The organism is Streptomyces sp. NPDC048521, from assembly GCF_043199855.1.
Taxonomy (GTDB): domain Bacteria; phylum Actinomycetota; class Actinomycetes; order Streptomycetales; family Streptomycetaceae; genus Streptomyces.
Map to the genome: position 1 here is coordinate 169,239 of NZ_JBICWR010000006.1, position 26,751 is coordinate 195,989.

Annotated in this window: 25 protein-coding genes and 7 tRNA genes; 11 read left to right on the forward strand and 21 right to left on the reverse strand. The window is 71.3% G+C overall.

Annotated elements, in window-relative coordinates; translation table 11 throughout:
* Positions 1-81 precede the first annotated feature (81 nt).
* Entirely contained in the window at positions 82-1,728 is a 1,647-nt protein-coding gene (locus tag ACGFRF_RS16600) for a hypothetical protein (RefSeq protein WP_393740405.1), read from the forward strand.
* Positions 1,729-1,847: 119 nt separating this feature from the next.
* On the opposite strand, the gene ACGFRF_RS16605 is transcribed toward ACGFRF_RS16600, so the two are convergent.
* Complete coding sequence (locus ACGFRF_RS16605) at positions 1,848-2,405, reverse strand: HIT family protein (protein WP_393740407.1); 558 nt, start codon at positions 2,403-2,405, stop codon at positions 1,848-1,850.
* Between the two features lie 67 nt (positions 2,406-2,472).
* On the opposite strand from ACGFRF_RS16605, the gene ACGFRF_RS16610 reads away from it, so the two are divergent.
* Positions 2,473-3,135 carry a potassium channel family protein gene (locus ACGFRF_RS16610; protein WP_393740409.1) on the forward strand — a complete coding sequence of 221 codons (663 nt, stop codon included), beginning with the start codon at positions 2,473-2,475 and terminating at the stop codon, positions 3,133-3,135.
* 26 nt (positions 3,136-3,161) lie between these two features.
* On the opposite strand, the gene thrS is transcribed toward ACGFRF_RS16610, so the two are convergent.
* The 3 genes from thrS to ACGFRF_RS16625 form a co-directional block, all read right to left on the reverse strand.
* Positions 3,162-5,141 (reverse strand): threonine--tRNA ligase, encoded by a 1,980-nt coding sequence (gene thrS, locus ACGFRF_RS16615; protein ID WP_393740411.1) that lies wholly within the window; start codon positions 5,139-5,141, stop codon positions 3,162-3,164.
* A 143-nt stretch (positions 5,142-5,284) separates the two neighbouring features.
* A complete protein-coding gene (locus ACGFRF_RS16620; RefSeq protein ID WP_393740413.1) occupies positions 5,285-6,568 on the reverse strand; it encodes a hypothetical protein in 1,284 nt (427 codons plus the stop codon).
* Complete coding sequence (locus ACGFRF_RS16625; RefSeq protein ID WP_393740415.1) at positions 6,565-7,185, reverse strand: DUF4365 domain-containing protein; 621 nt, start codon at positions 7,183-7,185, stop codon at positions 6,565-6,567. The genes ACGFRF_RS16620 and ACGFRF_RS16625 overlap by 4 nt, the downstream gene beginning before the upstream one ends.
* 168 nt (positions 7,186-7,353) lie before the next feature.
* On the opposite strand from ACGFRF_RS16625, the gene ACGFRF_RS16630 reads away from it, so the two are divergent.
* Entirely contained in the window at positions 7,354-8,079 is a 726-nt protein-coding gene (locus ACGFRF_RS16630) for a 3'-5' exonuclease (protein ID WP_393740417.1), read from the forward strand.
* 58 nt (positions 8,080-8,137) lie between these two features.
* Here ACGFRF_RS16630 and ACGFRF_RS16635 read toward each other — a convergent pair.
* The 10 genes from ACGFRF_RS16635 to ACGFRF_RS16680 all read right to left on the reverse strand — a co-directional run bounded on the left by ACGFRF_RS16635 (position 8,138) and on the right by ACGFRF_RS16680 (position 17,923).
* Positions 8,138-8,209, reverse strand: a tRNA-Val gene (locus ACGFRF_RS16635).
* A gap of 39 nt (positions 8,210-8,248) precedes the next feature.
* Positions 8,249-8,695: an SRPBCC family protein gene (locus ACGFRF_RS16640; protein WP_393740419.1), complete on the reverse strand. Its 447-nt coding sequence runs from the start codon at positions 8,693-8,695 to the stop codon at positions 8,249-8,251.
* A gap of 121 nt (positions 8,696-8,816) precedes the next feature.
* Positions 8,817-11,555, reverse strand: a complete 2,739-nt coding sequence (locus tag ACGFRF_RS16645; protein ID WP_393740421.1) for a Tat pathway signal sequence domain protein — start codon at positions 11,553-11,555, stop codon at positions 8,817-8,819.
* A 109-nt stretch (positions 11,556-11,664) separates the two neighbouring features.
* A complete protein-coding gene (locus ACGFRF_RS16650; RefSeq protein WP_393740423.1) occupies positions 11,665-12,255 on the reverse strand; it encodes a hypothetical protein in 591 nt (196 codons plus the stop codon).
* 10 nt (positions 12,256-12,265) lie between these two features.
* A complete protein-coding gene (locus ACGFRF_RS16655; protein WP_393740425.1) occupies positions 12,266-13,138 on the reverse strand; it encodes a carbohydrate ABC transporter permease in 873 nt (290 codons plus the stop codon).
* Positions 13,135-14,094 carry a carbohydrate ABC transporter permease gene (locus ACGFRF_RS16660; protein WP_393740427.1) on the reverse strand — a complete coding sequence of 320 codons (960 nt, stop codon included), beginning with the start codon at positions 14,092-14,094 and terminating at the stop codon, positions 13,135-13,137. Before ACGFRF_RS16660 ends, ACGFRF_RS16655 begins: the two co-directional genes overlap by 4 nt.
* A gap of 11 nt (positions 14,095-14,105) precedes the next feature.
* Positions 14,106-15,389: an ABC transporter substrate-binding protein gene (locus tag ACGFRF_RS16665; protein ID WP_393740429.1), complete on the reverse strand. Its 1,284-nt coding sequence runs from the start codon at positions 15,387-15,389 to the stop codon at positions 14,106-14,108.
* A 196-nt stretch (positions 15,390-15,585) separates the two neighbouring features.
* Entirely contained in the window at positions 15,586-16,620 is a 1,035-nt protein-coding gene (locus ACGFRF_RS16670; protein ID WP_393740431.1) for an alpha/beta fold hydrolase, read from the reverse strand.
* Positions 16,621-17,275: 655 nt separating this feature from the next.
* Positions 17,276-17,347, reverse strand: a tRNA-Val gene (locus tag ACGFRF_RS16675).
* Positions 17,348-17,431: 84 nt separating this feature from the next.
* Entirely contained in the window at positions 17,432-17,923 is a 492-nt protein-coding gene (locus ACGFRF_RS16680; protein ID WP_393740433.1) for a TIGR02611 family protein, read from the reverse strand.
* Positions 17,924-18,114: 191 nt separating this feature from the next.
* On the opposite strand from ACGFRF_RS16680, the gene ACGFRF_RS16685 reads away from it, so the two are divergent.
* Both ACGFRF_RS16685 and ACGFRF_RS16690 read left to right on the forward strand, forming a co-directional pair.
* Entirely contained in the window at positions 18,115-18,528 is a 414-nt protein-coding gene (locus tag ACGFRF_RS16685; protein ID WP_004002642.1) for an SsgA family sporulation/cell division regulator, read from the forward strand.
* 316 nt (positions 18,529-18,844) lie between these two features.
* Complete coding sequence (locus ACGFRF_RS16690) at positions 18,845-19,405, forward strand: CGNR zinc finger domain-containing protein (protein ID WP_393740435.1); 561 nt, start codon at positions 18,845-18,847, stop codon at positions 19,403-19,405.
* A gap of 102 nt (positions 19,406-19,507) precedes the next feature.
* On the opposite strand, the gene ACGFRF_RS16695 is transcribed toward ACGFRF_RS16690, so the two are convergent.
* Positions 19,508-19,708, reverse strand: a complete 201-nt coding sequence (locus ACGFRF_RS16695) for a hypothetical protein (protein ID WP_393740893.1) — start codon at positions 19,706-19,708, stop codon at positions 19,508-19,510.
* Positions 19,709-19,814: 106 nt separating this feature from the next.
* Entirely contained in the window at positions 19,815-20,255 is a 441-nt protein-coding gene (locus tag ACGFRF_RS16700) for a hypothetical protein (protein ID WP_393740437.1), read from the reverse strand.
* 264 nt (positions 20,256-20,519) lie between these two features.
* Here ACGFRF_RS16700 and ACGFRF_RS16705 point away from each other — a divergent pair, with 264 nt between their 5' ends.
* Positions 20,520-21,044, forward strand: a complete 525-nt coding sequence (locus ACGFRF_RS16705) for a DsbA family protein (RefSeq protein ID WP_393740439.1) — start codon at positions 20,520-20,522, stop codon at positions 21,042-21,044.
* 119 nt (positions 21,045-21,163) lie between these two features.
* Here the strand turns inward: ACGFRF_RS16705 and ACGFRF_RS16710 are convergent, their stop codons facing one another.
* The 3 genes from ACGFRF_RS16710 to ACGFRF_RS16720 form a co-directional block, all read right to left on the reverse strand.
* Complete coding sequence (locus ACGFRF_RS16710) at positions 21,164-21,988, reverse strand: GNAT family N-acetyltransferase (RefSeq protein ID WP_393740441.1); 825 nt, start codon at positions 21,986-21,988, stop codon at positions 21,164-21,166.
* A gap of 194 nt (positions 21,989-22,182) precedes the next feature.
* Positions 22,183-23,004 carry an aminotransferase class IV gene (locus ACGFRF_RS16715; RefSeq protein ID WP_393740443.1) on the reverse strand — a complete coding sequence of 274 codons (822 nt, stop codon included), beginning with the start codon at positions 23,002-23,004 and terminating at the stop codon, positions 22,183-22,185.
* On the reverse strand, positions 23,001-24,080 hold the full coding sequence (locus tag ACGFRF_RS16720; RefSeq protein ID WP_393740445.1) for a chorismate-binding protein: 1,080 nt from the start codon (positions 24,078-24,080) through the stop codon (positions 23,001-23,003). The genes ACGFRF_RS16715 and ACGFRF_RS16720 overlap by 4 nt, the downstream gene beginning before the upstream one ends.
* A 178-nt stretch (positions 24,081-24,258) precedes the next feature.
* Between ACGFRF_RS16720 and ACGFRF_RS16725 the strand changes: the two genes are divergently transcribed.
* From ACGFRF_RS16725 to ACGFRF_RS16745, 5 genes are all read left to right on the forward strand, one after another.
* A tRNA-Gly gene (locus ACGFRF_RS16725) sits at positions 24,259-24,331 on the forward strand.
* A gap of 38 nt (positions 24,332-24,369) precedes the next feature.
* Positions 24,370-24,443 (forward strand) — tRNA-Cys (locus ACGFRF_RS16730).
* Position 24,444: 1 nt separating this feature from the next.
* Positions 24,445-24,516: transfer RNA gene (locus ACGFRF_RS16735), tRNA-Val, on the forward strand.
* A 47-nt stretch (positions 24,517-24,563) separates the two neighbouring features.
* Positions 24,564-24,635 (forward strand) — tRNA-Val (locus tag ACGFRF_RS16740).
* 29 nt (positions 24,636-24,664) lie between these two features.
* A tRNA-Val gene (locus ACGFRF_RS16745) sits at positions 24,665-24,736 on the forward strand.
* 59 nt (positions 24,737-24,795) lie between these two features.
* Here the strand turns inward: ACGFRF_RS16745 and ACGFRF_RS16750 are convergent.
* Together ACGFRF_RS16750 and ACGFRF_RS16755 are read right to left on the reverse strand one after the other, a co-directional pair.
* Positions 24,796-25,089: a zf-TFIIB domain-containing protein gene (locus tag ACGFRF_RS16750; protein ID WP_393740447.1), complete on the reverse strand. Its 294-nt coding sequence runs from the start codon at positions 25,087-25,089 to the stop codon at positions 24,796-24,798.
* 80 nt (positions 25,090-25,169) lie between these two features.
* The gene (locus tag ACGFRF_RS16755) at positions 25,170-26,420 is read right to left on the reverse strand and encodes a phosphotransferase (RefSeq protein ID WP_393740449.1); all 1,251 of its coding nucleotides are present in this window, start codon (positions 26,418-26,420) and stop codon (positions 25,170-25,172) included.
* Between the last annotated feature and the right edge of the window lie 331 nt (positions 26,421-26,751).

A 26,751-nucleotide genomic window follows, 5' to 3' on the forward strand; every position in this document is an offset into this window, starting at 1 on the left:
ACGACGGCCGGTCCAACAGGTGTGCGGAGCAGGGAAGTCGGGAAGGCCGCAGGAGCGACGCCGGCGGTGATGGGGGCGGGAATGTCGTTGGGAACGGAGTGGGACGGGCCCCAGGTGCCCGTCTCGGGCGACGAGGGGCAGGCGGCGACTTCCGCGCTGGCCTCGGCGGCGTACCGGGACAGCGTGCTCGAGGAGATCAAGAAGGCCGACAACGAGTGGCACCAGTCGACCGTCAAGCCCGGCCGGATCAAGCTGTTCCGGCCGAATCTCGGTGAGGCGTTCTCGCGGGCCGTGGTGGACCGGATGCTCGCGCCCGGCCGCGCGCCGCTCATCCAGTCCTTCGGCTCCGAGCCCCAGTTCGTCGTGGAGCACTGCCTGGCGGCCAACAACATCCGCCGTGAGCGCGACAACCGGCTGACGACCGTCACGGTCCTGTGCGGGCTGCTCTTCCTGCCCGGGCTGATCGGCTGGCTGCTGGTCTTCCAGCTGCGCGCGTTCGTCGGCAAGCGCGACGACAAGCGCGCCGGTCCGCTGGCCACCACGCTGCTGGCCGGCGTCGGCGTACTCGCCGCGCTGTTCCTGATCAAGATGCCGTTCGGTGGATTCTGGGCGTGGTACGCCCGCGCGTGCGTCGTCCTGCCCGTGCTGGGCTGGTTCTGGGCGAAGCAGATCTGCGAGCGCACCGCCCATGACCTGCGGGCCCGCTGGGACGGCCTGCTGTCGGGCACCAGTGTCGGCGCGAAGGTCCCGGAGGCGGTGCCGCGCGGCCCCGGCCAGACCGCTGCCGAGGAGCTGCGCCAGTCGCTGGCCCGGCTGAGCGCCGAGCAGCAGTCCAACTCGGTCTTCTACGCCGGCCCCAAGGGCATACTCGGCATGGGCACCCGCTGGGGCGCCTGGCAGCTCGCCGAGGAGCTGGTGCCCGCCGATCCCACGCGGGAGATCCACCCCTTCCGCAGCTGGGACGTCGTACGCGCGATCCACGACCAGCTGGCCCTGCTGGAGCGCGGGCCGCTGAACACGGGCGGCTTCCCCAAGCCGTCGATACGGCACTGGATCGTCACGCCGATCGGCGAGAAGGCCACGGCGGTGTCCCGGCCCGAGGGCACCGACGTCGAGGCCTTCCAGGTCAAGCCGCACGCCATACAGGACATCTGCAACAAGCAGCAGTTCGGCAGCGGTGACCGGCATTACCTGGGCGTGCAGTGGACGCTGTGGGACGGCCAGCTGGTCATCACCATGCTGATCACGGTGACCGTGCTGCACGAGACGCTGCGCATCGAGGTCACCGGGCACGCGCTGGGACCGGTGAACCCGCTGTTCACCACGAAGCCGACGGCGCCGACCAAGGAGGTCGCCAAGTCCCTCAAGCCCTGGGAGAACCGGACGATCAAGCTGCCGCTGGTCGGTACCGACGAGGTGGTACGGCTCGCCGCGCGCGCCCCGCTGACCTGGTACCCGCCGCTGCTCAAGTGGCTGGGCGGCTCGCTGGGCCTGCCCGAGCCGTTCGGGCTGCGGCATGCCTGGGCCGACCAGCCGTGGCGGCACCGCTTCATGGCCGACGACGCGCTGCGCGCGGCGACGCCGGTGCTGCGGGTGGTGCACTCGGCGGCGATCAAGGTGCTGGCGGAGAACGGTGTGGACACGGAGAAGTTCGGTGCCCGCTCGGCGTTCCTCAGCGGCAACGTGCAGGACCCGACGCCGAAGAAGGCCGACGTTTACGACGCGTAGGCCTCCGGCGGTTCGGCCGGTGCGGGCTTGGGGGGTGGTTGCGGTCATTCGAGGGCTGCCGCCCCCACACCCCCGCATGAGCCCCCTCGGGCCTCGTCCTCACCCGCCGGACGGGCTGTTCACTCCGGCCAGGCCTCCGCCAGCATCTTCCTCGTGTCGGCCAGGAGCTGCGGCAGCACCTTGGTGTGGCCGACCACCGGCATGAAGTTGGTGTCGCCGCCCCAGCGCGGGACGATGTGCTGGTGCAGGTGGGCGGCGATGCCCGCGCCGGCCACCGTGCCCTGGTTCATGCCGATGTTGAAGCCGTGCGCGCCGGAGGCGGTGCGCAGGGCCGTCATCGCCTGCTTGGTCAGCTCGGCCAGTTCGGCGGTCTCCGGCCCGGTCAGGTCGGTGTAGTCGGCCACGTGCCGGTAGGGCACGGTCATCAGGTGGCCGCCGTTGTACGGGTAGAGGTTGAGGACCGCGTACACCTGCTCGCCGCGTCGCACGATCAGCCCGTCCTCGTCGGACTTGGCCGGGATCGAGCAGAAGGGGCAGCCGTCGCCGGCTCCCGGGCCGGTCGGCTTGTTCTCGCCCTGGATGTAGGCCATCCGGTGGGGCGTCCACAGGCGCTGGAACGCGTCCTGCGTCCCCACTCCGATCTGCTGCTCCGGCTCACTCGTCATGCTAGGCAGCATATGGCTTCGCTCGTTCCCGGCGTGTCGCCGGGGCGCCCGGGGGGCGGTCTCCGGCCAAGCTTGGCCGGTGGACGACGACAGCCGTACGCGGCGCTGGCAACGGCGGACGGACCTCCCGCTGGCGCTCGCCTCCTTGGTCTACCTCGCTTCCTACGCGGTGCACGTCCTCGCCCCCGGGCTGCCCGAGCCGGTACGCCTCGCGCTCCGGTCGCTGCAGTTGCTGATGTGGGTGCTGTTCGGGGTCGACTACGCGGTGCGCTGGTGGCTCAGCGGCATGGGGCTGCGGTTCGTACGGCTGCACTGGCTGGACACGGTGGTGGTGCTGCTGCCCCTCATGCGGCCGGTGCGGATCGTGAAGACGTACGAGACGGTGGAGCGCCGGCACGGCCGGCCGCGACTGCCCCTGCAGGCACGCGTGATCGTGTACGCCGGTCTCTCGGCGGTCCTGCTGGGCTTCGCCGGCGCGCTCGCGGTGTACCAGCAGGAGCACACGGCCCCGAACGCCACGATCCGGACGTTCGGCGACTCGGTGTGGTGGGCCTGCTCGACCCTGGCGACCGTCGGTTACGGCGACGTGACACCGGTGACGCCGTGGGGCCGGACCATCGCCGTGGGCCTGATGGCCTGCGGTCTCGCCCTGCTCGGCGCGGTGACGGGGTCGTTCTCGTCGCTGCTGCTGCAGCGGTTCGCGCGCGGCGAGGAGGACGAGCGAGGGCCCCCGGGGAAGTGATCCCCGGGGGCCCTCGCAGGCGTGGGTCAGACCTGGGTCCGCTCCTCCACGACCTTCGCGATCTTCGCGAGGGCCTCGTCGAACGGGATGCCGTTCTCCTGGGAACCGTCGCGGTAGCGGAAGGACACCGAGCCGTGCGACATGTCCTCGTCGCCCGCGATGACCATGAAGGGCACCTTCTGCTTCTGGGCGTTGCGGATCTTCTTCTGCATGCGGTCCGAGGAGGAGTCCACCTCGACGCGCAGGCCCTGCTTCCTGGCCGCGGCCGCGAACTTCTCCAGGTACTCCACGTGCGCGTCGCCGATCGGGATGCCGATCGCCTGCACCGGGGCGAGCCAGGCCGGGAAGGCGCCCGCGTAGTGCTCCAGGAGCACGCCGAAGAACCGCTCGATCGACCCGAACAGGGCACGGTGGATCATCACGGGCTGCCGGCGCGAGCCGTCCGGGGCGGTGTACTCCAGGCCGAACCGCTTCGGCTGGTTGAAGTCGACCTGGATCGTCGACATCTGCCAGGACCGGCCGATGGCGTCCTTGGCCTGGACGGAGATCTTCGGGCCGTAGTAGGCGGCACCGCCCGGGTCGGGGACCAGGGGCAGGTTCTGCTTCTCGGCGGCCTGGCGGAGCGCCTCGGTGGCCTCCTCCCAGTCCTCGTCCGTGCCGATGAACTTGTCGGAGTCGTCGCGGGTGGACAGCTCCAGCTCGAACTCGGTCAGGCCGTAGTCGCGCAGCAGGTCGAGCACGAAGGTCAGGAGCGTGTCCAGCTCCTGCGGCATCTGCTCCTTGGTGCAGTAGATGTGCGAGTCGTCCTGGGTGAAGCCGCGCGAGCGGGTCAGGCCGTGCACGACGCCCGACTTCTCGTACCGGTACACGGTCCCGAACTCGAAGAGGCGCAGCGGCAGCTCGCGGTAGGAGCGCCCGCGCGACTTGAAGATCAGGTTGTGCATCGGGCAGTTCATCGCCTTGAGGCGGTAGTTCTGCTCGTCGAACTGAATGGGCGGGAACATGCCGTCCGCGTAGTGCGGCAGGTGCCCGGAGATCTCGAAGAGGTGCTCCTTCGAGAGGTGCGGAGTGTTCACGAACTCGTAGCCGGAGGCTTCGTGCCGCTTGCGCGAGTAGGTCTCCATCTCCTTGCGGATCACGCCGCCCTTGGGGTGGAACACCGCGAGGCCGGGGCCCAGCTCGTCGGGGAAGGAGAACAGGTCGAGTTCGGCGCCGAGCTTGCGGTGGTCGCGCTTCTCCGCCTCGACGAGGAAGTCGAGGTACGCCTTCAGCTCGTCCTTCGACGGCCAGGCGGTGCCGTAGATGCGCTGGAGCTGTGGGTTCTTCTCGCTGCCGCGCCAGTAGGCGGCGGCCGAGCGCATCAGCTTGAAGGCGGGGATGACGCGGGTGGACGGCAGGTGCGGACCGCGGCACAGGTCCTTCCAGCACAGTTCCCCGGTCTTGGCGTCGAGGTTGTCGTAGATGGTCAGCTCGCCGGCGCCCACCTCGGCGTCGGCGCCGTCGGCGGCCTGCGCGGCGTTGCCCTTGAGGCCGATCAGCTCCAGCTTGTACGGCTCGTTCGCCAGCTCCTCGCGGGCCGCCTCGTCGGTGGTGACGCGGCGCGAGAAGCGCTGTCCCCGCTTCTGGATCTCCTGCATCTTCTTCTCGATGCGCTTGAGGTCCTCGGGGGTGAAGGGCTCCTTGACGTCGAAGTCGTAGTAGAAGCCGTCCTTGATGGGCGGGCCGATGCCGAGCTTGGCCTCGGGGAACAGCTCCTGCACGGCCTGCGCCATGACGTGCGCGGTGGAGTGGCGCAGGATGTTCAGGCCGTCCTCGGACGAGATCTCGACGCCCTCGACCTCGTCACCGTCGGACAGCTCGTACGCGAGGTCCTTCAGCTCGCCGCCCACGCGCGCGGCGACGATCGAGCGCTCGCCCGCGAAGAGGTCGGCGGCCGTAGTGCCCGTCGTCACCACGCGTTCTTCCCGCTCGGAATCGCGTTGGATGATCACACGGACGTCTGACACCGGTCTCTCCTGACTGAAGGTGGGGGTGCGGCGCCATACCAGGAGCGCGCGCACAGGCGATCGTACCGACCCGACGGCTCCGACCGCGAAACGGTCACCCTCGGTCCCCATCCCCTTACACCCCAGTCCCGTCCGGGTACGCCTCAGCCCTCGTCCTCGTACGCCTCAGTACGTCTCCCTTCGTCCTCGTACGTCTCCCCGCACGTCTCCTCGCACGCCTCCTCGAAGAAGGCGCCTTCCTTGTCGGTCTCCCGCAGGGACTTCATCAGCCGCTCCCGCTCCGCGTCGTCCACCTGTACGGGTACGACCCCGAAGGCGCCGGTGAGCCTGCGGAAGCCGCCCCGCCGCTCCAGCCGGCCCTGCACGCGCACCGGCAGTCCGACGAGGTGGGCGTGGCCGGCGACGCGGTAGTCGGCCTCGTCGAGGGTGACGCGGATGTGCGGGACCTCGGCGCCGGCGAGGACGCGCAGGCGTACGGTTCCCTCGCCGCCGGGACCGGAGCGGCGCATGCGGACGACGGCTCCGGTGATCCTGACCGGCACGGAGGGCTCGTCGCGCAGGTAGCGGGCGGCGGCCTCGCGCAGGGCGGGCAGGTCGCCGGGTGAGAACTCGACGGGTTCGGCGGAGCCGGCGCAGCCCTCCGGTACACCGGCTCCGGGGGCCCAGGCGACGGCGACGCGGGCGCCCTCGGTGCCCTGGACGAGCGCGGTGAGCGCCTCGGTCAGCTCCCGGCTGACGCCGGCCTCGACGGCGCCGTCGAACACGTCCATGCCGCCGGTGGCCCGCTGGTAGTCGATGGCCTCGCGGGCCGCGTACAGGGCCTGGTGGAGACGGACGGCGAGCGGGCGGCCGGTGGGCACGGGCACGAAGGCGGTGAGGGGGCGGCCCCCGGCCGCGGGGCCGACGAGGACGTCCTCCAGGAGGGCGGCGGCCGGCCTGCGGTGGCGGGCGCCGTGGTAACCGGCACGCGCGCGCGTGGCGAGGGCGGCGGCGAGCAGCATCCGGCGGGCGGCGCCGCGCAGTTGCTCGTCGGCCGTCCAGGGCGCGGCGCCGACGGGCCCGCTCGGGGCGTCCCGCCACCAGCGGATCTCGTCGCTCGGTACGGCGAGGGCGATCAGCACCTCGCGCGCGGTGGGGGTGTCGCTGCGGGAGAGGGCGTCGAGGGCCTCGCCGAGCAGGTCGTCACTGTCCGGGAAGGCGCGGCTCTCCGGGACGAGCAGGCTGGTCCCGCCGCCGCCCGGCCCCGGTGGGGTCCAGCGGCCGTAGCGCCCGGCCGCTGAGCCGCGCCGCTGCCAGCCGTGCCGGTGCAGCAGGGCACCGAGCACGGCGGGGTCGACCTCGGCGGGCTCCGGCGGGCGGTTCCAGGGCAGTTCGCCGGGGTCCGGCCGGACCTGCTGCCCTGGCTGCCCGTGGGGACGGCTTCTCATGGTCTGCCTCCCGTCCCGACCCGCGTCATGATCTCGCAGAGGGCCCGGTCGTCGAAGATGCGTGAGGTCGGTATGCGCACGGTGGTGCGGTGCCGGCCGGTGATGGGGTGGCCGGCGAGGTTGATCCAGTAGCAGCAGTGCCTGAGATCGAGCCGGTCGTGGCCGGCGCGCAGCCAGTCGTCCTGGGAGCGCGGTACGAGCATGACGACCAGGATCTTGTGCACCGAGACGGGCGTGCGGGCGAGCTTGCGCAGATGGTCGTTGTCGAGGGTGAAGGAGAAGAAGGGCCGGGACTGGTGGGGCGGGGGCGCGGCCCCCTCCGTCGAGAGTGGTGGGAGACGGGTGGGCGGGTTGGGCGGGACCTGGTAGGTGGCCTTCAGCTGCACCTTGATGGTGACCTCGTCGTCGACCGTGTGGCCGGGCGCGCTGTGGCTGACGTGCCAGTCGATGCCGTTGTCCGGGAAGGGCTGGGACAGCGAGCAGCCGGCCGCGGCGACGACCGCGTGCAGATAGCCGACCTGCAGTGTCTCCATGCAGGCGGTGGTGGCGAGCGTGCCGCGAAGGGGACCCGTGCGGTCGGGCAGCAGCCCGCCCCGCTCGGGCTGCGCTATGGCCATGACCAACAGCCTTCCGAGCCAGGAGTTTTCCCGCTGTGGGCCGCTGAACTGCAAAGACCCGTACTCCTGTTGTCTCCTCCCGGCGTACGGCGCAAACGGCCCGGGTATCACCAAACGGGCAGAAGACGGAACGTCAGCTGCCGTGGGTGAACGAGGAGTTGGGTTGGGATGACGACGTGGTACGAGGGGCCGCTGGCCGGCTTCGACACGGAGACGACGGGCGTGGACGTCGAGACCGACCGGATCGTGTCGGCCGCCGTCGTCGTCCAGGACGCGCCGGGCACCCGGCCGCGGATCACGCGCTGGCTGGTGAACCCGGGCGTGCCGGTGCCCGAGGCGGCGACGGCGGTGCACGGGCTGACGGAGGAACACCTGCAGCACAACGGCCGCTGGCCGGCGCCGGTGATGTACGAGATAGCCGAGCAGCTGGCGGAGCAGGCGGCGATGGGCCGGCCGCTGGTGGTGATGAACGCGCCGTTCGATCTGACGCTGCTGGACCGGGAGTTGCGCCGGCACCGGGCGTCGTCGCTGGACCGCTGGTTCGAGTCGGTGCCGCTCAGGGTGCTGGACCCGCGGGTGCTGGACAAGCACCTGGACCGCTACCGCAAGGGCCGCCGCACGCTGACCGACCTGTGCGCGCACTACGACGTGACACTGCGGGACGCGCACGACGCGGCCGCGGACGCGCTGGCCGCGCTGGACGTCGTACGGGCCCTGGGCCGCCGTTTCGCCACCCGCCTCGAGCGCCTCTCCCCCGCCGACCTGCACACGCTCCAGGCCAACTGGCACGCGGCGCAGGCGCGCGGCCTCCAGGCGTGGTTCGCGCGCAGTGGCTCGGAGGAGATCGTCAGCACGGAGTGGCCACTGCGACCGGAGCTGCCGGCGGCGGCGTAGGGGGCACGCCGGAGATCGAAAGAGCCGGCCCGCATGCTGCGGGCCGGCTCTTTCCCGGTGGGCGATACTGGGTTCGAACCAGTGACCTCTTCGGTGTGAACGAAGCGCTCTCCCACTGAGCTAATCGCCCGGGAACGCACTGAACAATACAGGTCCCTGCGGTGTGACTTCAAACCGCTTCGAGGTACCGCAGCAGGCCGCGCCGCCCGGCGGCCATCATCAGCCGGTGATTGACGCGGAAGGCGGCCCGTCCCGGCACGGCCAGCCGTCTGAGCAGGGGCTTGGTCACGTCGACGACCTGGTCGTACCGGGCCAGGGTGCCTGGTCCGCCGGGCGTGACCGTCCAGCGGGCCCAGCCCTCGATGTCACCCGACAGGGCGACCTCCAGCACCCCGGCGACCGGATCGCGGCGCGTCTCGCGTGCGGTGAGGGTCAGGTCGTACGGCAGCAGGGAGCGGACGGTGAGGACGCCGGTGCCGTCGTGGCGCCGGGTCACCGCCCGCACCTGCGGCCACCAGCGGGGATAGTCCTGGGGCTTTTCCAGCACCGCGTACACGGCGGCCGGCGGGGCGGGCAGGGACCACAGGCTGCGGAAGCGGTAGTGGTTCCAGTCCATGGGCCGAGTCTGCCCGCCGGACACGTGCACATGAGTACGCGTACTCATGTGCCGCGCTGTGACGCGGACCACACTCGGGGGACGAGCGCCGCCGCCCGTGCGACGGCGCTCCCCTCACCTGCTACGACGGCATCCTGTCGCCGAGCAGGGCCAGGTTCTCGATGGCCGCGAGGCCGTAGAGGGCGGTGTCGTTGGTGGACACCCAGCTCGCCTCACCGCCCTCGACCAGGCCGGCCGGTCCGGTCAGCTTCTCCGTCCTCCACGGCGAGGACTCGGTGTAGCCGTCGGACCTGTAGAACTTCGTCCAGGCGCGCTCGGCGAGCGTGGCGTCCCCGGTCTGTACGGCGGCGTAGGCGTCGAGGCGTGAGTGCCCCTGGAAGAGCAGCAGGCTGCCGAAGTGGGAGCCGTAACGGGCCGCCTGTTCCGCCTTGGTGGCGTTGAAGTAGCGGCAGTAGTCCAGGTACGCCTCCTTGAACTCCGGCATGTCGACGAGGTGGATCAGCTCGGCGCACAGCTCGCCCAGGCCGAAGACCGCCGAGAGGTGGGAGACGGACACCACCGGCTCGTCGGCGACGGCGAACCTGCCGGTGTCGATGTCGTACAGGCCGCTGCCCTGGACGAAGCCGTTGGGCTGGGCGGCGATGGTCTCCATGGTCGACAGGACGCGCGCCTTGGCCTTCTCCCATTTCGGGCCCTTGCGCTCCCACTCGGTGAGCCAGGCCGAGACCAGGCCGCTCCAGTCGGTGCCGAACCCGATGGACAGGGCGTGCGGGTCGGGGGTGTAGGGGTCGGTGCGGACCTTGCGCTGCGGGTCGAGGACGAGGAACGTCTCGTCGGAGTCGACGTTGGCGCGCATGAGGTCACCGACGCGTTCGTCGGCGGTGAGGAAGTAGTAGAAGCGCCGGTACGTGGTGTTGGCGATGCGCTGCTGCTTGGCGCTGTCCGCGAAGTGCTGCACGCCGTGCCGGGTGCCGAGGCCCGCCCACCTGCCGGTGTGGTAGACGTCGACCTCGCCGGTGTGCCGGGTCATCGCCTCGGCGAAGCGGAAGATGTCCGAGCGGCCGCTCCTGAGGTAGGCGTACCAGAGCCACAGGTCGGGCGACAGCTCGGAGTTGTCCCAGGCGTAGCCGCCGATGTCGTACCGCCACACGTGCCGCGCCGAGTCGTAGGTGTGCATGATGTCGCCGTAGTCCCAGAAGCCGTACCAACGGCGCATCTCCACCTGGTCCTTGTAGTAGGTGAAGAGGAAGTCGAGGTGGTCCTCGATCTTCGCCTTGGCCGGGGTGGAGCGGTCCGGCTCGGAGTACAGCCCGGGGCCGAAGACCTTGGCCTTGATGAGCTGTCCGGGCGGGGCGGCGAGCTGCGGAAGCGTGCGTACGGCCTTGACCTGGTCGGCGAGGGTGTCGGCGGCCGGCGTGGACTCGTTGGCCCAGAAGAGGAGTTCGGAGGTCCGGGCGATGCCGTAAGGGGTGCCGAACCCGGGCTCGTGGTCCTCGTAGGTGATGTTGAGGCCTTCGAGCTGTTCGGCGTAGGTGTCCTGGCCCATGCCGTCGTGGTAGAACCGCAGGTCCATGGGCTGGGCCTCGGGCGACCAGAGCCAGAGGGTGACGGTGGCCTCGTCGGTGTGGGCGTCGCGGATGTCGAGCTGGGCGGGGAACTTCTCCCAGAAGTCCCTGAGCCCGAAGGAGAACCCGCCGCTCGCGCCCCCCACGTACCCGAAGCCGGACGCCCGCTTGCCGCCGCCGGCGCCGATCCAGCCGTAGCCCTTCCTGGTGCGCTTGCGCAGGGTGAAGCCGTCGGCGGAGAGCTGGGACAGGGTGTAGTCGCCCCAGTGCGGGATGTACTGCAGGCGGGTGGTGACGCGCTGGTCCCAGGTGGCCGGGTCGGGAAGCTTCCTGCCCTCGTACTGGGCCGCCTGCACGGCCGCGCCCGGGTCGCGGCGCAGGCCGGTGATCCCCTGGACGGCTTCCCGCAGCAGGCCGGTGCCCTCGCCGCCGATGCGGATGTGCCGGTCGTAGGCCGCGTCCCGCAGGGGCACGGTGAAGCGGACGCCGAGCCCGCGGATGAAGTCGCCGCTCGCCTTGCCGGGCTCCTGCGTGCCGTCGTAGGTGAAGGTGTGCACCATCCGGAAGGACTCGGAGCCCGCGTAGAAGTACAGGCGGACGGAGAACGGCAGCCGGCCGCGGTCGCCCTTGCGGTGCTTGCCGTCGATGCGGACCACGGCGCGGACGGGGCCGTCCTGCTCGACGGTGACCTCGCCGATGGCGCCGTCGAAGCGCTCGGTCCTCACCGTGCCCTGGTCCTCGTCCTCGATCTCGGGCTGCCGGATGAGGACGAGCCTGCCGTTCTTGGCGATCTCGGTGGACCCGCGGGTGACCGACTTGACGATCGTGGACCCGCTCTTGCCGATCTTCGCGGTGATGACGCCGGTGGAGACGTCGACGGTGCCGCCGCTGCTGTCGACGGTGACCTTCTTGTCCGGTGCCTTGGGCGTGCCGGCGGTCAGGGTGAGTGCGCCCGAGCCCGAACTGACCGCGTGTGCCGTCCACTTCAAGGAGCCGTCGGGCCAGTAGGCGAGCGGCCAGGTCTGTACGGGGACGTCCGTGCCGTCGGCGTCCGTGAGCGCGAAGGTCTGGTCCTCCTGGATGGTGCCCCTCGGCCAGGGCACGCCGACCGTGGAGCCGGGGGCCGCGCCGAGCCCGCCGTCCTCCAGCCAGTCCAGGCTGACCGGGTCGGCGCCGTCGGCCGCTGCTCTCGGCGCCGCCTCGGCGTCCTTCGCCCCCAGGGCCCAGCTGAACTGAGCGGCGGCTCCGGCGACCGCGGCGGCCTTGAGAAGGGACCTGCGGGGGATGGGGGACATGGCCTTTCCTTTCCGTGCGGGACGTGTTGCTCCATACGTTTGATCAGGGGCATGACAGTTGGAGGTGCGGCGTCGAGGGCACCGACCTTGAGCGAGCACACCGCCTGGCTCAGCGGCGCCGGTAGCGCTCCTCCACCGCGACGGCCGCCGCCGCGACGGCCCCGAGCACGGGGACCGCCAGCGGCGCGACGAGCAGGGCGGAACAGACGGTGAGGACCGCACCGCCGACGAGCAGGAAGGATCCGGCGGGGTCGCGGACCGTACGGCGACCGGCGGCGGCGAGCAGTGCCCGCCAGCTGTCCCCGGGCGTCCAGACGACGGCCGCGCGCAGCCCGGCCACGGCGAGCCCCAGCAGCGCGAACAGTCCCGCGGCCCCCACCGGCGGCCCGCCGGGCAGCCCGGCCCGCACGGCCTGTACGTCCACCCAGGCCAGGGCCGCGGCGACCCAGCCGGCGAGGCCGGCCGCCCAGCCCCCGTGCAGGGCGGCCCGGAAGTCGGCGGTGAACTCGCGCAGGCCGCCGCCCTGATGCCCCGTACGGCGGCGCAGGTGCCGGGCGCCGGCGGCGAAGGCGGCGGGGTAGGTGACCACGCCCAGCGAGGCCACCGCGATCCACACACCGGTCAGCAGACACTCGGCGAAGACCCCGAACCGCTCGGCGAACACGGACTCCTTGCGTGCCTTCACGCGCACGTCGGCCATGGTGACCGCCTCAGCCCTTCAGTCCGGAGGTCGCCATGCCGTCGATCAGATAGCGCTGGAAGGCGAGGAAGAACAGCAGGACCGGCAGCAGCGCGACCAGCGACATGGCGATCATGCCGCCGTAGTTGGCGGCCACTCCGTCGGAGTCGCGGAACATCATCAGGCCGAGGGAGACGGTGTACTTACCGGGCTCGTTCAGGTAGATCAGCGGGCCCATGAAGTCGTTCCAGGCGTTGATGAAGGTGAAGATCGCGCTGGTGATCAGGGCGGGCCGGCACAGGGGCAGCACGATCGACCAGTAGATGCGCAGGTGTCCGCAGCCGTCGAGGCGGGCGGCCTCGTCCAGCTCGCGGGGCAGGTTGCGCATGAACTGCACCATGAGGAAGACGAAGAAGGCCTCGGTGGCGAGGTACTTGCCGATCAGCAGCGGGGTGTAGGTGTTGATCCAGCCCAGCTTCTGGAACATCACGTACTGCGGGATCAGCAGCACGTGGTACGGCAGCAGGAGCGTGCCGATCATGAGGGAGAAGAGCAGGTTGCGCCCGGCGAAGTGGATGCGTGCGAAGGCGTACGCGGTCAGCGAGCAGGAGATCAGGACGCCGGCGACGGCGCCGAGCGCGTAGAAGAGGGAGTTCTGGAAGAACGTCCAGATCGAGATGTCCGCTATGCCGTCGGCGAGGCCCTTGAAGTTGGACAGGATCGGGCGGGACGGCAAGAGCGTGAGGCTGTTGATGATGTTCTTGCTGGGCTTGAACGAGGCGCCGACGACCCAGACGACCGGGTAGAGGATGACGGCGAGGATCAGCAGGGCGCCGAGGTGCCAGGCGAGGGATCCGGTGCGCCGGCGGTTGAGGACGGCGGGCTTGGTGGTGGTCGCACTCATCGGGCGTCCTCCTCGTAGTGCACCCACTTCTTCTGGGACCAGAAGAGGACGGCCGTCACCAGGGCCACGGCCAGCAGCAGCATCCAGGCCATGGCGGAGGCGAAGCCCATCTGGGAGTTCTTGAAGCCCTGCTGGTAGAGGTAGCAGGTGTAGACGAGCGTGGCGTCGGCCGGACCGCAGTAGGTGTTGGAGACGACGTAGGCGGAGCCGAAGATCTGGAAGGAGTGGATGGTCTCCAGGAGCACGTTGAAGAAGAGCACCGGGGAGATCATCGGCAGGGTGATGTTCCAGAACCTCCGCAAGGGTCCGGCGCCGTCCATCTCGGCGGCCTCGTACAGCTCCCTGGGCACCTGTTTGAGTCCGGCCAGGAAGATGACCATGGGCGCGCCGAACTGCCAGACGGTCAACGCGACCAGGCAGTACAGCACCCAGTCGGCGTTGCCCACCCAGCCGCCGACGTGGAAGCCGAGGAAGGTCTGCGTACGGTCCACGATCGCGCCGTCGGAGAAGAGCGAGCGCCACACGAAGCCGACCGAGACGCTCGCGCCGATGAGCGAGGGGGCGTAGAAGGCGGCCCGGTAGAACGCCTGGCCGCGCCGGCTCTGCGCGAGCAGCAGGGCGACACCGAGCGCGAGGAGCAGCTTCAGCGGGGTGCCGATGACGACGTACTTGGCCGTCACCTCCACCGACTTCTGCCATCTCGGGTCGTCGAACATCTTGGTGAAGTTGTCGAACCCGACCCACTTGGGGGTGTTGAAGAGGTTGTAGTCGGTGAACGCGAAGTACAGCGAGGCGACCATGGGGCCCGCGGTCAGCAGCAGGAAGCCGGCGATCCACGGGGACATGAAGAGGTAGCCGGCGAGGTTCTCCCGCCGGCGGCCCGGCCGCCCCGCGGTGGCGGTGGCGGCCGAGCGGGTCCTGCGGGTCACGGGCACGGAGTCCTTGACGAGCGTCACGGCACTTCCCATCACGCCTCGAAGGCGGCCTCGGACTCGGTGAAGAACTGCTTCACCGCGTCCGTGACCTTCGTCTTGCCCTGTCCGAGGTCGCCGCCGATGCGCAGGAAGGCGGCCTCGATGGTGTCGGCACCGGAGGGGTGCGGGGTGATCGCGCCAAGGACCCCTGACTTGGCGGTGTCTGCCTCGTACTGCGCGATCTCCTTGTTGACCGCGTCGGTCGGCTTGTAGGCCTCGTACTGTTCGGTGCTCGCGAGGATGCCCCGGTCGTAGCCCATGATCCTGCCGACCGCGGGGTCGTGGACCATGAAGTCGATGAACTGGGCGACTTCCTTGGGGTGCGAGGTGCGGGCGGAGGCGCTGAGCATCAGGGAGGCGAGGTACTGGCCGGTCCGCTTGCCGTCCGTGGTGGGGATCGGTGCGAGCCCGTAGGTGCTCTCGCCCTCCGCCGAGTAGCGGACGGTGAAGTTGTCCCAGGTGAACTCGGAGGCCCCGTGGCGGGCGGAGAGCGAGGACTTCGGCTGGTCCTGGGAGACGACCTTGGGATCGGTGACGATGCCGGCCTTGACGCGGTTGTAGCCGTCGGCCCACCACTCCGTCAGATCGGCCTGGTCGAAGCCCAGTCCGTCCTTGGTGAAGAACGCCTTGCCGTTCTGCCGGAGGTAGAGGTCGTACAGGTACATGATGGTGAAGTAGCCGGTGTCCCCGGGGATCTTCGTCTTGTCGTGCACGGTCTTCAGGGCCTTGAAGTACTCGTCCCAGGTCCAGCCCTGCCGCGGTTCGACGCCCGCCTGCCGGAAGACCTTCTTGTCGATGACGAGCGCCATGGTGTTGGAGCCGACGGGAACGCCGAGCTGCTTGCCGTCGACCTCGCCGACCTTGGTGACGTCCGCGCGGAAGTGATCCAGGCTCAGATTGCCGGCCTGCACCTGGGACTTGAGGTCGAGAAGAATTCCACGCTTGTCGTACTTCCGGAGAAAAGTGACGGCGTTTTGGAAAACGTCCGGAGGATTTCCGCCGGCGGCCTGCGTCTGGAACTTCTCCCAGAAGGACTGGTATGTCTGGAAGTCGGTCTTGACCTTGATCTTCGGGTACTTCTTCTCGAAGAGCGCGATGGTCTGATTGATCTTCTTGGCCCGCTCCTCGGCACCCCACCAGGAGTAACGGATCGTCACCGTTCCGCTCCCGGAACCGCTTCCACTGCCGCACCCGGTCGTCGCGGCGAGCCCGAGCGTGGCCGCCGAGACCCCGGCCGCCTTCAGGATCGTACGCCTCTCAAGATTCCTGGTTCCCACAGTCGGGCCCTCCCCGCAGCGTCGTCGCCGCCGTCATGAATCGTTTCAAGTAAGCGCTTGCTGGCACAAGTTACGGAGGGGCCCGGGGTGCGTCAATGATTCGGACAGGATTTTCTTGGGACCGGTGGCGGCCCGGCGCCGGCCTGCCGGCCTTCGCGCAGGTGAGCGCGGTGCGGCCGACAGGCCGAACGAGTGCTCAGGCGGGCAGCGAAGCCAGCCAGTCGACGAGGATCCGGTTCGTCTCGTCCGGGCGTTCCTGCTGGACGAAGTGGCCGCAACCGTCGATGACGTGCGAGCCCAGGAGGCCGGGCAGGGTCTCGGGGTACGCCTTGACGGCGTCGGCCAGCCAGGCGAGCGAGGCGTCCTGTGCGCCCCCGATGAACAGCGACGGCTGCGTGAGCGGGGCGCCGTTGTGACCGGCCAGGTCCGCCCAGTCCCGGTCCATGGTGCGGTAACGGTTCAGTGCCCCGGTCATACCCGTCCGCTCGAACTCCCCCGCGTAGACGTCGAGGTCCTCCTCAGCCAGCCAGCCCGGCCGGGGGCCGGTGGGGAAGCGTTCCCGCAGGGTGCCGCCAGGGCTGACGAAGTGCGGGTCCGGGGCACCCGGCGCGGGCATCGTGTCGGCGGACAGGGCCGCGTAGAAGCCGGCGAGCCAGCCGCGCACGTCGGGCTCGATCTCCCCTTCCGCCCGGCCCGGCTGCTGGAAGCGGGAGACGTAGAACTCCTCCTCGCCGCCCATCCGCGCGAAGACCTCACTGGGCCGCGGACCACCGGGCGGGGTGTACGGCACGCCCAGCAGACCCACGGCGCGGAACACATCGGGCCTGGTCAGCGCCGAGATTCCGGCGATGGACGCACCCCAGTCGTGCCCCACGACCACCGCGGACTCCTCGCCCAGGGCCTCCACCACGGCGACGTTGTCCGCGACCAGCTCGAGCATCCGGTACGCCTCCACGGCCGCCGGCCTGGAGGAGCGGCCGTAGCCACGGACGTCGACGGCGACCGCGCGATAACCGGCATCGGCCAGGGCAGGCAACTGGTGCCGCCAGGCGTACCAGGACTCCGGGAACCCGTGCACGAGCAGCACGAGCGGGCCGCGCCCCTGCTCGACGAGGTGAATGCGGCCGGCCGGGGAGGGCACCAGGCGGTGGATCCGGGTCGGGTGATGTGACACGACAGGCTCCTTGAGGTGGGCGGATGGCGGGGGCGGGGCAGGGGCGGAAGGGGGCATGGTCAGAGGCGGGACGGGGCGGAGGCGGGGCTGGGACGGAGGTGCGGGCAGGGACGGGGCTGGGGCCGAGGCGGTGGTGCGGGCAGGGGCGAGGCGGGGACGGAGGTGCGGGCAGGGGCGAGGCGGGGACGGAGGTGCGGGCAGGGGCGGGGCTGGGGCCGAGGGAGTCCCCGGCGGCGTGGGGGTGCGGTCGGGAATGGAGGCGTGGGCAGGGGCGCGGTCGAGGGCGGACGCGGAAGTGTGGCAGGCGTGGGGCGTGGGGCGTGGGGCGTGGGCAGGGGCCGAGGCGGAGGTGCGGGCAGGGGCGGGGCTGGGCAACAACGATGGTCCGGGGCGCGGCATGGTGGGCACGAGGTTTGTTGCCGGTTCGGCAAACACGCACGTCCAGGCGTCTGCCATGCACCGAGCCGGGACGATCGAACCGGAGGACGGGTGGGGGTGGCCGCTCGCCGCCCCACGCTCCTGGCGTGCGTGCCCGTCCCCGGGCCCGGAGCGGGTCGATCGGGCACCCGCGGCCGGCCACCTTCGTACGCGGCCGATGGCCGGCCCCGGGCGGACGCGGGGGCGCTGCCCCACGCGGGGGCGCGACCTCTGCGGAACTACGGCGCATACGCCGACGGCCCACCTGCTCTGGCAGGTGGGCCGTCGGTCCGGGTGGGCGATACTGGGTTCGAACCAGTGACCTCTTCGGTGTGAACGAAGCGCTCTCCCACTGAGCTAATCGCCCGGGCGCAGGAAGAACATTACCCCATGTCAGGGCGTGCTTCCGACCGGGGGCCGGGCCGATGGGCGGCCGGGCCCCCGCGGTGGATCACTGGTCCTTGATCTTCCACGGCATCACGACTCCGAACTTCCACAGGTAGAACCCGGCCAGCGCCCCGACGATCACCAGCCCGATCACGGTGAGGGTGATGTTGCGGCGGCGCACCTTCGGGTCGAGCGCCCGCTGGGCCGCCTCGGTGACCTTGCGTTTCGTCCAGCGGAGCACGAGCTGGGCCCAGACGAACTCGGTCGCCCAGATCGCCATGCCGCCGAAGATCACCACCCAGCCGGGTCCCGGCAGCGGCAGCATGACGATGCCGGCGCCGACGACCGCCAGGCCGACCACGAAGACGCCGACCTGCCAGCTCAGGTGCAGGGCCCGGCGGGCCTTGATGAATTCCGGCGCGCGGGAGCCGAGCCCGTGCTCGGCACCGTCCTCGCCCACTCGTCCGTCCGCCTTCGTCTCGTCCGGCTCGTCCGCCGCCGCGACCCCGTCCGCCGTCATAGCGATCTCGCCCTGCTGGTCACTCCCCGTATTCATACAGACAAACCCTACCGGAGTGAATCCAGTCACTGGAATGGTCGTAGGTCTGGTACGAGTTCTCGGCCGGAAGAGTTACGTAAACACACGCAAAACCCTCAGAGGGGTTTACAACGGCACCGTAGGTGGCATGTCGATTTCGCCGACGTGCGAATCCCCGAGCGCACACTGAGCGAAAGGCCCTGGCGCTTATGAACACCACGGTCAGCTGCGAGCTGCACCTGCGCCTCGTTGTGTCGAGCGAGTCCTCCCTGCCTGTCCCCGCAGGCCTGCGGTACGACACGGCCGACCCCTACGCCGTGCACGCCACCTTCCACACCGGAGCCGAGGAGACCGTCGAGTGGGTGTTCGCCCGCGACCTCCTCGCCGAGGGCCTCCACCGGCCCACCGGCACCGGCGACGTCCGCGTCTGGCCATCCCGCAGTCATGGTCAGGGCGTCGTGTGCATCGCCCTCAGCTCCCCGGAGGGGGAGGCCCTGCTCGAGGCCCCGGCGCGGGCCCTCGAGTCCTTCCTGAAGCGAACCGACGCCGCCGTGCCGCCCGGCACGGAGCACCGGCACTTCGACCTCGATCAGGAGCTCTCGCACATCCTGGCGGAGAGCTAGGCCGCGGTCGCGGCCCTTCCGAGCAGCCCGGCGCCGTCCACTCGGGGAGACGGCTCGGGCCAAGACAACCGCATACGGCACAGGCCGGCGCCGTCACCGTGAGTGTTCGCGGGGCGGCGTCGGGTTGTGCGCCCGCGCTGCCGGGCGGGGCGGCGACCTGGCCATCCGCGTCGGCGTGATCGGGAACCCCCTGGCACACGGAGGCGTTCTCCCGGCGATCGCGGTCGGGCGGAGGCCGGTGCGATGGGCGCGGTTGTCGCTACCATCGGCCAGCATCGGCGGGCGCCCGCCCGACACCCAGGCCAGGGAGCAAAACGTGCTGATCACCCACGACACCCGGTGCGCCCTCGACACGGTGGTGGATCTGGTGAACACCGCGCCGGAGGATGACGCGGCGGCGGACGGACTGCCGGACGTCACGGCTCTCGCCGCTTTCGTGCGAAGCCACGAGATCAGCGACGTCGGCGTACTGTCCGAGTTCGACCTCTCGGCGGTGCGCAAGGTCCGGGGCCGGTTCGCCGGGATCTTCGCGGCCCCGGACGCCCGCTCCGCCGCGGGACTGATCAACGAGCTGGTCGCCGCGGCGGGCACCACCCCGCGCCTGACGGACCACGACGGCTACGACTGGCATGTGCACTACTTCGCGCCCGGTGCCTCCGTGGCCGACCATCTCGCCGCCGACTGCGGGATGGCGCTCGCCTTCTTCGTGGTGGCCGGGGAACAGGAGCGGCTGCGGCGCTGCGAGGCACCCGACTGCCGGCGCGCCTTCGTCGATCTCTCCCGTAACCGCTCGCGCCGCTACTGCGACAGCCGCACCTGCGGCAACCGTCTGCATGTCGCCGCCTACCGGGCCCGGCGCAAGGAAGCGACGGGCTGACACCGCCGGACGGGCTGTGCGGTCCGCTCCGCTCCGGCGCCCGGTGCGTGGCCGGTGCCGACGTCGGCCCCGGCGGGTGGCGCCGGGACGGACGCGTACGGCTCACAGCAACAGCAGATCGTGCAGCGCAGCCATGAGGAGCAGACACCCGATCACCGCAAGGAAGATCATCAGCGGTGGCTGGGAAAGGGCGAAGAGGCATCCGCGCGGCTCGTCCTTCGGCGGCGTGGCCTCGCTCTGTCTCGTGTCCAGCATCTCGCGGCCGATGATGGCCCAACCGGCAGACCGGGCGCGATCAAGCACGAGGATCTTGCGTGAGTTCGCCGATTACCGTGATCTCTCGTTCGGCTGGTGAACGATTCCGGACGTCCCGGGACTCAGTGTGTCGTTTCCGCGAGTCGTGTGACTGTCATATGCCGTGCTTCTTGAGGATGGCCTCGATGTCGCCGAAGTCGTCGCCCGAGTCGGCGGCCCGGGGCGCCGCGGCCGGTCGGGCCGCGGGACGGGCCTCGCCCAGGGAAGGTGCCGAGGCCGCGGGCGCCACCACCTCCCGTCCCGCTCCCTTGGCCGCCGCGCGCTGGGATCCGGTGCCCCCGCGTCGGCGTTCCACGGCGCGGGTGCCGGCGAACAGCAGCCAGGCCGCGCCCAGCACCCCGAAGCCCGCCCAGGCGGTGGGACTGAACGCGGTGTCGGCGAGCCAGCCGACGACACCGGTCATCACGAGGCCGACCGGCACGAGCGAGTAGGCCGCGACACGGGCCGCCGCCAAGAAGCGCTTGCGGTAGGCCGTGACTCCCGCGATGCCAAGGCCCGCGGCGGACACGGCGGAGCAGACGGTCTCGGCAATCATCCGGTCCTCCTGGGCGGGCTCGGTCGGGTGAACGGGGGGCATGGAAGCCGCACCGGCATCGGCGAGGTGCGGTTCGTCCCTTCCATCCTGCACCGCCCGGTCCGCGTGAGGCCATGCTCCCGGCGGACATCAGGGACATCTCCGGGTCGCCTCCTCCTGGAGTGCCGGTGTCCCGACAGCCGCCGGTGCCCCGGGGGCCGTCCTGCCTGCGGCGCCCTGGCGTCCGATTGGGTCACCCGCGCCCGGCCTGGAAGACTGGGGCGCATGAGCGACTCCTCCCCCGCACGCACCGATGCCCTCGTCCTCGACGTCTGGTGCGAACTGCAGTGCCCCGACTGCCGCACCGCCCTGGACGACGTCCGCGCCCTGCGCGCCCGCTACGGCGACCGGCTGGAACTGCGCCTGCGGCACTTCCCGCTGGAGAAGCACAAGCACGCCTTCGCCGCCGCCCAGGCCGCCGAGGAGGCGCTGGAGCAGGGCAAGGGCTGGCCGTACGTGGAGGCCGTGCTGGAGCGGGTGGCGGAGCTGGACCGTCAGGGGGAACCCTTCCTGGTCGACGTGGCCCGCGAACTCGGGCTGGACGCCGAGGAGTTCGACACCGCGCTGATCGACGGCCGGCACATCCTGATCGTCGACGCCGACCAGGCCGAGGGCAAGGCCATCGGCGTGACCGGCACCCCGACGTACGTCATCGGCGGTGAGCGCCTCGACGGCGGCAAGAGCCAGGAGGGGCTGCGCGAGCGGATCGAGGAGATCGCCGACCGGCTGCTGGCCGAACAGGGGGCCTGAGCCGGGCGGGGCGTCCTGAAGCAGCGGCTGGATGTCCTGGAGCGCCGGAGCAGGGGCGTGGAGTGGACGTCCTGAAGCAGCGGCTGGAGGACCGGGGCAGGGGCGTGGAGCGGGGTGTCCTAGAGCAGGGGCTTGGACAGGGAGTGGGTCACCGTCTCGTAGCCGAGTGACGCGTACAGCCGCTCGGCCGGTGCGTTGCCGGCGAACACGTTGAGGCCGAGGACCGGCAGGCCGGCCTCGATCGCCTGGCGTTCCGCCAGCAGCATGAGCGTTCGACCGTGTCCACGACCACGGTGGGCCGGGTCGGTCTCGACGTCGAACACGAAGGCCTTGACGTCCTCCAGGGCCACCCACAGGGTGCCCACGCGGGCTCCTTCGTGCTCCAGGACGCTGAAGACCGTGCCGTCGGTGGCGAGCCCGCTGGGCAGCAGCCGCTCGTGGTCACGGCGCGCCTTGGCACGAGCCGCGGCTTCGGGGACGCCCCGCTCGATCCACTGCCGCGCGTACCGCTCGCCCTCCTGCGCGCGCCAGGCGGCGAACTCCGCCTCGGTCATGGGCCGCGCGTGGCTGCCGGGCGGCAGTTCCGGCGGGGTGGTCCCGAGGCGCTTCTCCATGCCGCGGTTGCGCACGGTGTAGCCGAGGGCGCCGAACAGCCGCAGGGCGACATCCGCCGCGGCCGGGACGAGTGTCTCGATCTGCCGGCAGCCCCAGCCGCGCGCCACCTCCTCCGCGGCGAGCGCGGCCACCGTGCCCCGGCCGCGCCGCCGGTCGGGCTCGGCGATCCGCAGCTCGAGGACGCGGGCCACCGAATCGCCGAGGGCCGGCGAGGTGCCGAGGTGGATCTCGCCGACGGGACGGCTGTTCACGCACACCTGGTAGCGGCGGGAGCGGGTCCCGTCGGGGTGGCGCCGGAGCGGCTCGGTCGGCCGCAGGGTCGTGGTCATCACAGGTGTTCTACCCACGGTGGCCCGCCCCGTCAGCCCGTTTTCGGCGCTGAGGCGGCCCCTCGGCCCAGGATGGCCGGGTCATGCGCGGCAGCATGGTCCCTCACGGCAGCCGGTTGGCCGACGGCAACCGGCACACGGCAGCCCGTCGGCTCGCGGCAGCCGGTTCACTCCTGTCGGCCCGTTCGCCGGGATCAGGGGTCCTGGTCCTGCCCGGAGCGCTCGTCGAAGATCCGCATCGCCTTGGTGGTCACGGGCCCCGGGGTGCCGGTCAGTTCCCGGTCGTCGACCCGGTGCACCGCCTGCACGTCGCGCAGGGTGGAGGTCAGGAAGACCTCGTCGGCCCGCTCCAGGACGTCCAGCGGCAGTTCCGTCTCCTTGGCGCCCGTCCACTCGACCGTCAGGGCGCGGGTGATGCCGGGGAGGCAACCGGAGGCGACCGGCGGGGTGTGGATCTCGCCGTCCAGGACGACGAAGACGTTCGAACCGGTGCCCTCGCAGAGCTGTCCGACCGTGTTGCCGAACAGCGCTTCGGAGGCGCCGTGTTGATGGGCGCGGGCCAGGGCGACGACGTTCTCGGCGTAGGAGGTGGTCTTCAGGCCGGTGAGGGCGCCGCGCTCGTTGCGGGTCCACGGGACGGTGATCACCGCGGTGGAGTCCGGGCGGCGGGTGGTCCCGCCGAGGGCGACGACCAGGGTGGGTCCGTGCTCGCCGCGGTCGGAGCCGAGCGGGCCGTGACCGCCGGTGTACGTGATCCGCAGCCGGCCGAGCGGCATCGGGTTGGCCTCCAGCACCGCCGTGCAGGCGCGGCGGACCTCGTCGTGGTCGGGGTCGGGCAGGCCGAGGCCGCGGGCCGAGCGGGTCAGCCGGTCGAGGTGGCGGGTGAGCGCGAAGGGCCTGCCGTCGACCGCCTTCACCGTCTCGAAGATGCCGTCGCCGACCGTCAGCCCGTGGTCGAAGACGGAGACGCGGGCGGAATCCAGGTCCCGCAGCGCACCGTCCAGCCAGATCCTCATGCGAACGCCCTTTCGTTGCTTCCCGCCCCGCCCGCCTCGGGCTCCTCGTACGCTCCCGACGCTACCCTGAGCAGGCGGGACGCCTTCAGCTCGGTCTCCCGCCACTCGCCCTCGGGGTCGGACCCCCAGGTGATGCCGGCGCCGGTACCGAAGCGCAGGACGCCTTCGGCGCGGTCGATCCAGAAGGTGCGGATACCCACCGCCAGCTCGCCCGTGCCCCGGTCCGCGTCCACCCAGCCGATGCCACCGCAGTACGGCCCGCGCGGGGCCGTCTCCAGGGCCTCGATGATCCTCAGGGCGCTCGACTTCGGCGCGCCGGTCACCGAGCCCGGCGGGAAGGCGGCGGCCAGCAGCTCCGGCCACCCGGCCCCGGCCCGCAGCTCGCCGCGGACCGTCGACACCAGGTGGACCAGGCCGGGGTGCTTCTCGACGGCGCACAGGTCGGGGACCGTCACGCTGCCGGTCGCGCAGACGCGCCCGATGTCGTTGCGGACGAGGTCCACGATCATCACGTTCTCGGCGTAGTCCTTCTCCAGGAGGTCCGCCTCGGTCCGCCCGGTGCCCTTGATGGGCCCCGACTCCACGATCCGGCCGTCCCGGCGCAGGAACAGTTCGGGCGAGGCGGTGGCGATCTCCACGCCCTGCTCCGGAAGGCGAATCGTTCCTCCGTACGGCGCGGGATTGCCCCGGGCCAGCAGCGCGGTCAAGGCGTCCACGTCGGCGTCCGGGGCGACGGGGGCGCTGAGCACCCGGCAGAGGTTGGCCTGGTAGACCTCGCCTGACGCGATGTGCTCGCGGATCCGGCGGACGGCCGCGGTGTACGCGTCGCGGTCCAGTGAGGAGGTCCACTCCCCCACCGCCGGACCCCGCCAGCCGCCCGGTACCGGGGCCGGCACCGGCTCCCGCCGCACGTGCCCGAAGCGGGCGCAGGTCAGCCGGCCCTCGAAATCCGCGCAGACGGCCCAGAAGCCGGTGGAGTCCAGAGCGGCCGGATCACTGGTGACGTCGAGGAGGCCGGTGGCGACGCGGTCGCCGAAACGGGCCAGCGGAGGAGAGGCGGATGGGTGGTGGAGCACGTTGTCGAGTCTAGGGCGGCTGTCCGGGAGGTGGCCCGGGGATGTCCCGGAGGGGGCCCTGACCACCGGGTCCGCCAAACGCACCGCAGCACGCTGCGCAAACGCGTTTTTGTGCTGGCCCGGGAATCCGCTAGAGTTCAACACGTCGCCGGGACGCGGAAGCGGTCCGGAAGGACAAGCGGACGTAGCTCAGTTGGTAGAGCGCAACCTTGCCAAGGTTGAGGTCGCGAGTTCGAGCCTCGTCGTCCGCTCGAAGGAAGAAGGGGTCGTCCCGATCCCCTACACTCCTGGTGGAGTGGCCGAGAGGCGAGGCAACGGCCTGCAAAGCCGTCTACACGGGTTCAAATCCCGTCTCCACCTCCAAGGACGATTAGCTCAGCGGGAGAGCGCTTCCCTGACACGGAAGAGGTCACTGGTTCAATCCCAGTATCGTCCACTGGGTCTTCTTCGAAGGTCCGAGGGTCTTCTCGGAGATCCGTACCCGCGCGATTAGCTCAGCGGGAGAGCGCTTCCCTGACACGGAAGAGGTCACTGGTTCAATCCCAGTATCGCGCACAGACTGTGACTCCCGGGTCACAGCCCGCGGACGATTAGCTCAGCGGGAGAGCGCTTCCCTGACACGGAAGAGGTCACTGGTTCAATCCCAGTATCGTCCACGCGACAAGAAGCCCCCGGCCGTCTCGTACGGCCGGGGGCTTCTTCGTGGACTCGGCGGTCAGCTGGAGAACAGCATGTGGCCGAAGCTCTTGTGGCGGTGGTGACCGCCGTAGTGGCCTCCCTGGTGGCCGCCGCCGTGCGGGGCGCCCCAGGCGGGCGCGGCCGGAGCCGGGTACGCCTGCGGGGCGGGCGGGGGCGGCGGGGCCGGCTGGGACCACTGGGACTCGAGACGGGTCAGCGCCTCCAGCTCGCCGTAGTCGAGGAAGATGCCGCGGCAGCCGCTGCACTGCTCGATCTGGACGCCGTTGCGGTTGTAGGTGTGCATCGGCGCATGGCACTTCGGACACTGCATGGTCGGCTCAACTCCTCGCCGGTCGGTCCTGCTTCGTGCTTCCCCAGGACAGACTCCGTCCGGACCCGGGCGGTTGCAGCCTAGTCCGGGAATCCGGACGTCAACTGGGCGGGGACGGACGTCATTCGGTCGCAGGCGTCGACCAGGGCCTGCTCCACCTCGTCCAGGGGTCGGCCCGCGGCGAGCGCCTTGGTGACCGCCGCGGCCGCCGTCTGCACGGTGAGGGCGCGGGCCGGGACGTCCAGCGCGGGCCAGGGATCGCCGTCCGGGGGTACGGCTGGGCCGGCGGCCCGCCGGTAGGCGCTCAGGAAGCGGGACCACTCGTCGGGCGGGAGCAGTCCGCAGGCGTACCAGGCGGCGGGGCGGGCAAGGTCCCAGGCCGGTACGCCGACACCGAGGTCGTCCACGTCGATCAGCCGCCAGGGACCGTCCGGCGCCGGGTGCCGGACGAGCTGGCCGAGATGCAGATCACCGTGGCAGAGGGCCGCCGGTCCTGGCATCGGCGCCTCCGCCCGGGCCCAGCCGGGAAGCGCGGCCCAAGCCCGGAGAACGGGGCGGGCGCCTTCGTGGGGGTCACCGCGCAGGGCGGCGCGCAGCCGACCGACGGCACGGGCCGCCTTGGTGGGGCCGCGCATGGGAGGCAGGGGGGCGAGTGGGGTGTTGCCGTGGGGCGGGGTCGGGCCGGCGAGGGGAGCTCCGCCGTGGGGAGGGGCCGGGGTGTGGAGAGGGGCCACGACATGGTGAAGGGCCGGGCTGTGGGGTGGGGTCGGGCCATGGAGAGCGGCCCCGCCGTCGAGAGGAGCCACGGCGTCTAGAGGAGCCGGGCTGTCTGGAGAAGCCGGGTCGTCGAGAGGGGTCGGGCCGTGGAGAGCGGCCCCGCCGTCGAGAGGAGCCGTGACGTCGAGAGGGGGCGGTCTGTGGGGCGGGGCCGTGGGGTCGAGAGGGGTCGCCGCGTGGAGAAGGGCCGTGTTGTGGAGTCGGGCCAGGAGTGTGGCCGCGGCCTCCCAAGGGGCCGCGTCCGGGTCGTCCGGGTCCACGGGGGTGCCGTACGGCCAGAAGGTGACCAGACGGTCGTGGAGGGGGGTCGGGGTGGGAGTGAGCGGGGGCAGCAGGACGTCGGGGAGGCGCGCGGCGGTTGCCAGGCGGAGGCTCAGCTCGGCGGGGTCGGTACCGGGGGCGTGGGCCTTCGCGACGGTGCCGGCATGGCGTACGACGGTGGCGTCGGGCCGGTCGGCGAGGGGGGCGAAGGTGCCGCACGTGCAGCCGGCTTCGCCGGTCTGTGGGTGGGCGGCGGCTGTGACCTTTGCGGAGAGTGCGGGGAGGAGGTTCACGGAGGCCTCGCGGGTCGGGGGTGCGGGGTGAGCGTACGCGGCGGCCGCGGAGGTGCCGGGTGCGGGTTGTCCTGGTGCCCGGCGCCGGGGCTGGGCGGACCGTGGTCGCCTGCCCGCGCTGCGGGGTGCCGCTGCGCCCGTGCGCCCCGGCGGCACGACTGCCCGGAGCCACGGCGGTACGACGGCCGCCGCCGGACGGGTCGCGACCCCGACGGCACGACCGTCGACAGCCAGGTGGCGCCCGACCGCGCCACTCCCCCTACAACGGCGCAATGCCGGCGCAGCTCCCCAGCTGCGCCGGCATTTGTGCCGTCCGCCGCACCCCCGTCCC

What these genes read in the sequence shown, in the direction of transcription:
- ACGFRF_RS16600 (WP_393740405.1), top strand. Translation starts at nt 82, where the DNA reads ATGTCGTTGGGAACGGAGTGGGACGGGCCCCAGGTGCCCGTCTCGGGC.
- ACGFRF_RS16605 (WP_393740407.1), bottom strand. Translation starts at nt 2,405, where the DNA reads ATGCTGCCTAGCATGACGAGTGAGCCGGAGCAGCAGATCGGAGTGGGG.
- ACGFRF_RS16620 (WP_393740413.1), bottom strand. Translation starts at nt 6,568, where the DNA reads ATGAGAAGCCGTCCCCACGGGCAGCCAGGGCAGCAGGTCCGGCCGGAC.
- ACGFRF_RS16625 (WP_393740415.1), bottom strand. Translation starts at nt 7,185, where the DNA reads ATGGCCATAGCGCAGCCCGAGCGGGGCGGGCTGCTGCCCGACCGCACG.
- ACGFRF_RS16630 (WP_393740417.1), top strand. Translation starts at nt 7,354, where the DNA reads ATGACGACGTGGTACGAGGGGCCGCTGGCCGGCTTCGACACGGAGACG.
- ACGFRF_RS16640 (WP_393740419.1), bottom strand. Translation starts at nt 8,695, where the DNA reads ATGGACTGGAACCACTACCGCTTCCGCAGCCTGTGGTCCCTGCCCGCC.
- ACGFRF_RS16645 (WP_393740421.1), bottom strand. Translation starts at nt 11,555, where the DNA reads ATGTCCCCCATCCCCCGCAGGTCCCTTCTCAAGGCCGCCGCGGTCGCC.
- ACGFRF_RS16650 (WP_393740423.1), bottom strand. Translation starts at nt 12,255, where the DNA reads ATGGCCGACGTGCGCGTGAAGGCACGCAAGGAGTCCGTGTTCGCCGAG.
- ACGFRF_RS16655 (WP_393740425.1), bottom strand. Translation starts at nt 13,138, where the DNA reads ATGAGTGCGACCACCACCAAGCCCGCCGTCCTCAACCGCCGGCGCACC.
- ACGFRF_RS16670 (WP_393740431.1), bottom strand. Translation starts at nt 16,620, where the DNA reads ATGCCCCCTTCCGCCCCTGCCCCGCCCCCGCCATCCGCCCACCTCAAG.
- ACGFRF_RS16680 (WP_393740433.1), bottom strand. Translation starts at nt 17,923, where the DNA reads ATGAATACGGGGAGTGACCAGCAGGGCGAGATCGCTATGACGGCGGAC.
- ACGFRF_RS16685 (WP_004002642.1), top strand. Translation starts at nt 18,115, where the DNA reads ATGAACACCACGGTCAGCTGCGAGCTGCACCTGCGCCTCGTTGTGTCG.
- ACGFRF_RS16700 (WP_393740437.1), bottom strand. Translation starts at nt 20,255, where the DNA reads ATGATTGCCGAGACCGTCTGCTCCGCCGTGTCCGCCGCGGGCCTTGGC.
- ACGFRF_RS16705 (WP_393740439.1), top strand. Translation starts at nt 20,520, where the DNA reads ATGAGCGACTCCTCCCCCGCACGCACCGATGCCCTCGTCCTCGACGTC.
- ACGFRF_RS16710 (WP_393740441.1), bottom strand. Translation starts at nt 21,988, where the DNA reads ATGACCACGACCCTGCGGCCGACCGAGCCGCTCCGGCGCCACCCCGAC.
- ACGFRF_RS16715 (WP_393740443.1), bottom strand. Translation starts at nt 23,004, where the DNA reads ATGAGGATCTGGCTGGACGGTGCGCTGCGGGACCTGGATTCCGCCCGC.
- ACGFRF_RS16750 (WP_393740447.1), bottom strand. Translation starts at nt 25,089, where the DNA reads ATGCAGTGTCCGAAGTGCCATGCGCCGATGCACACCTACAACCGCAAC.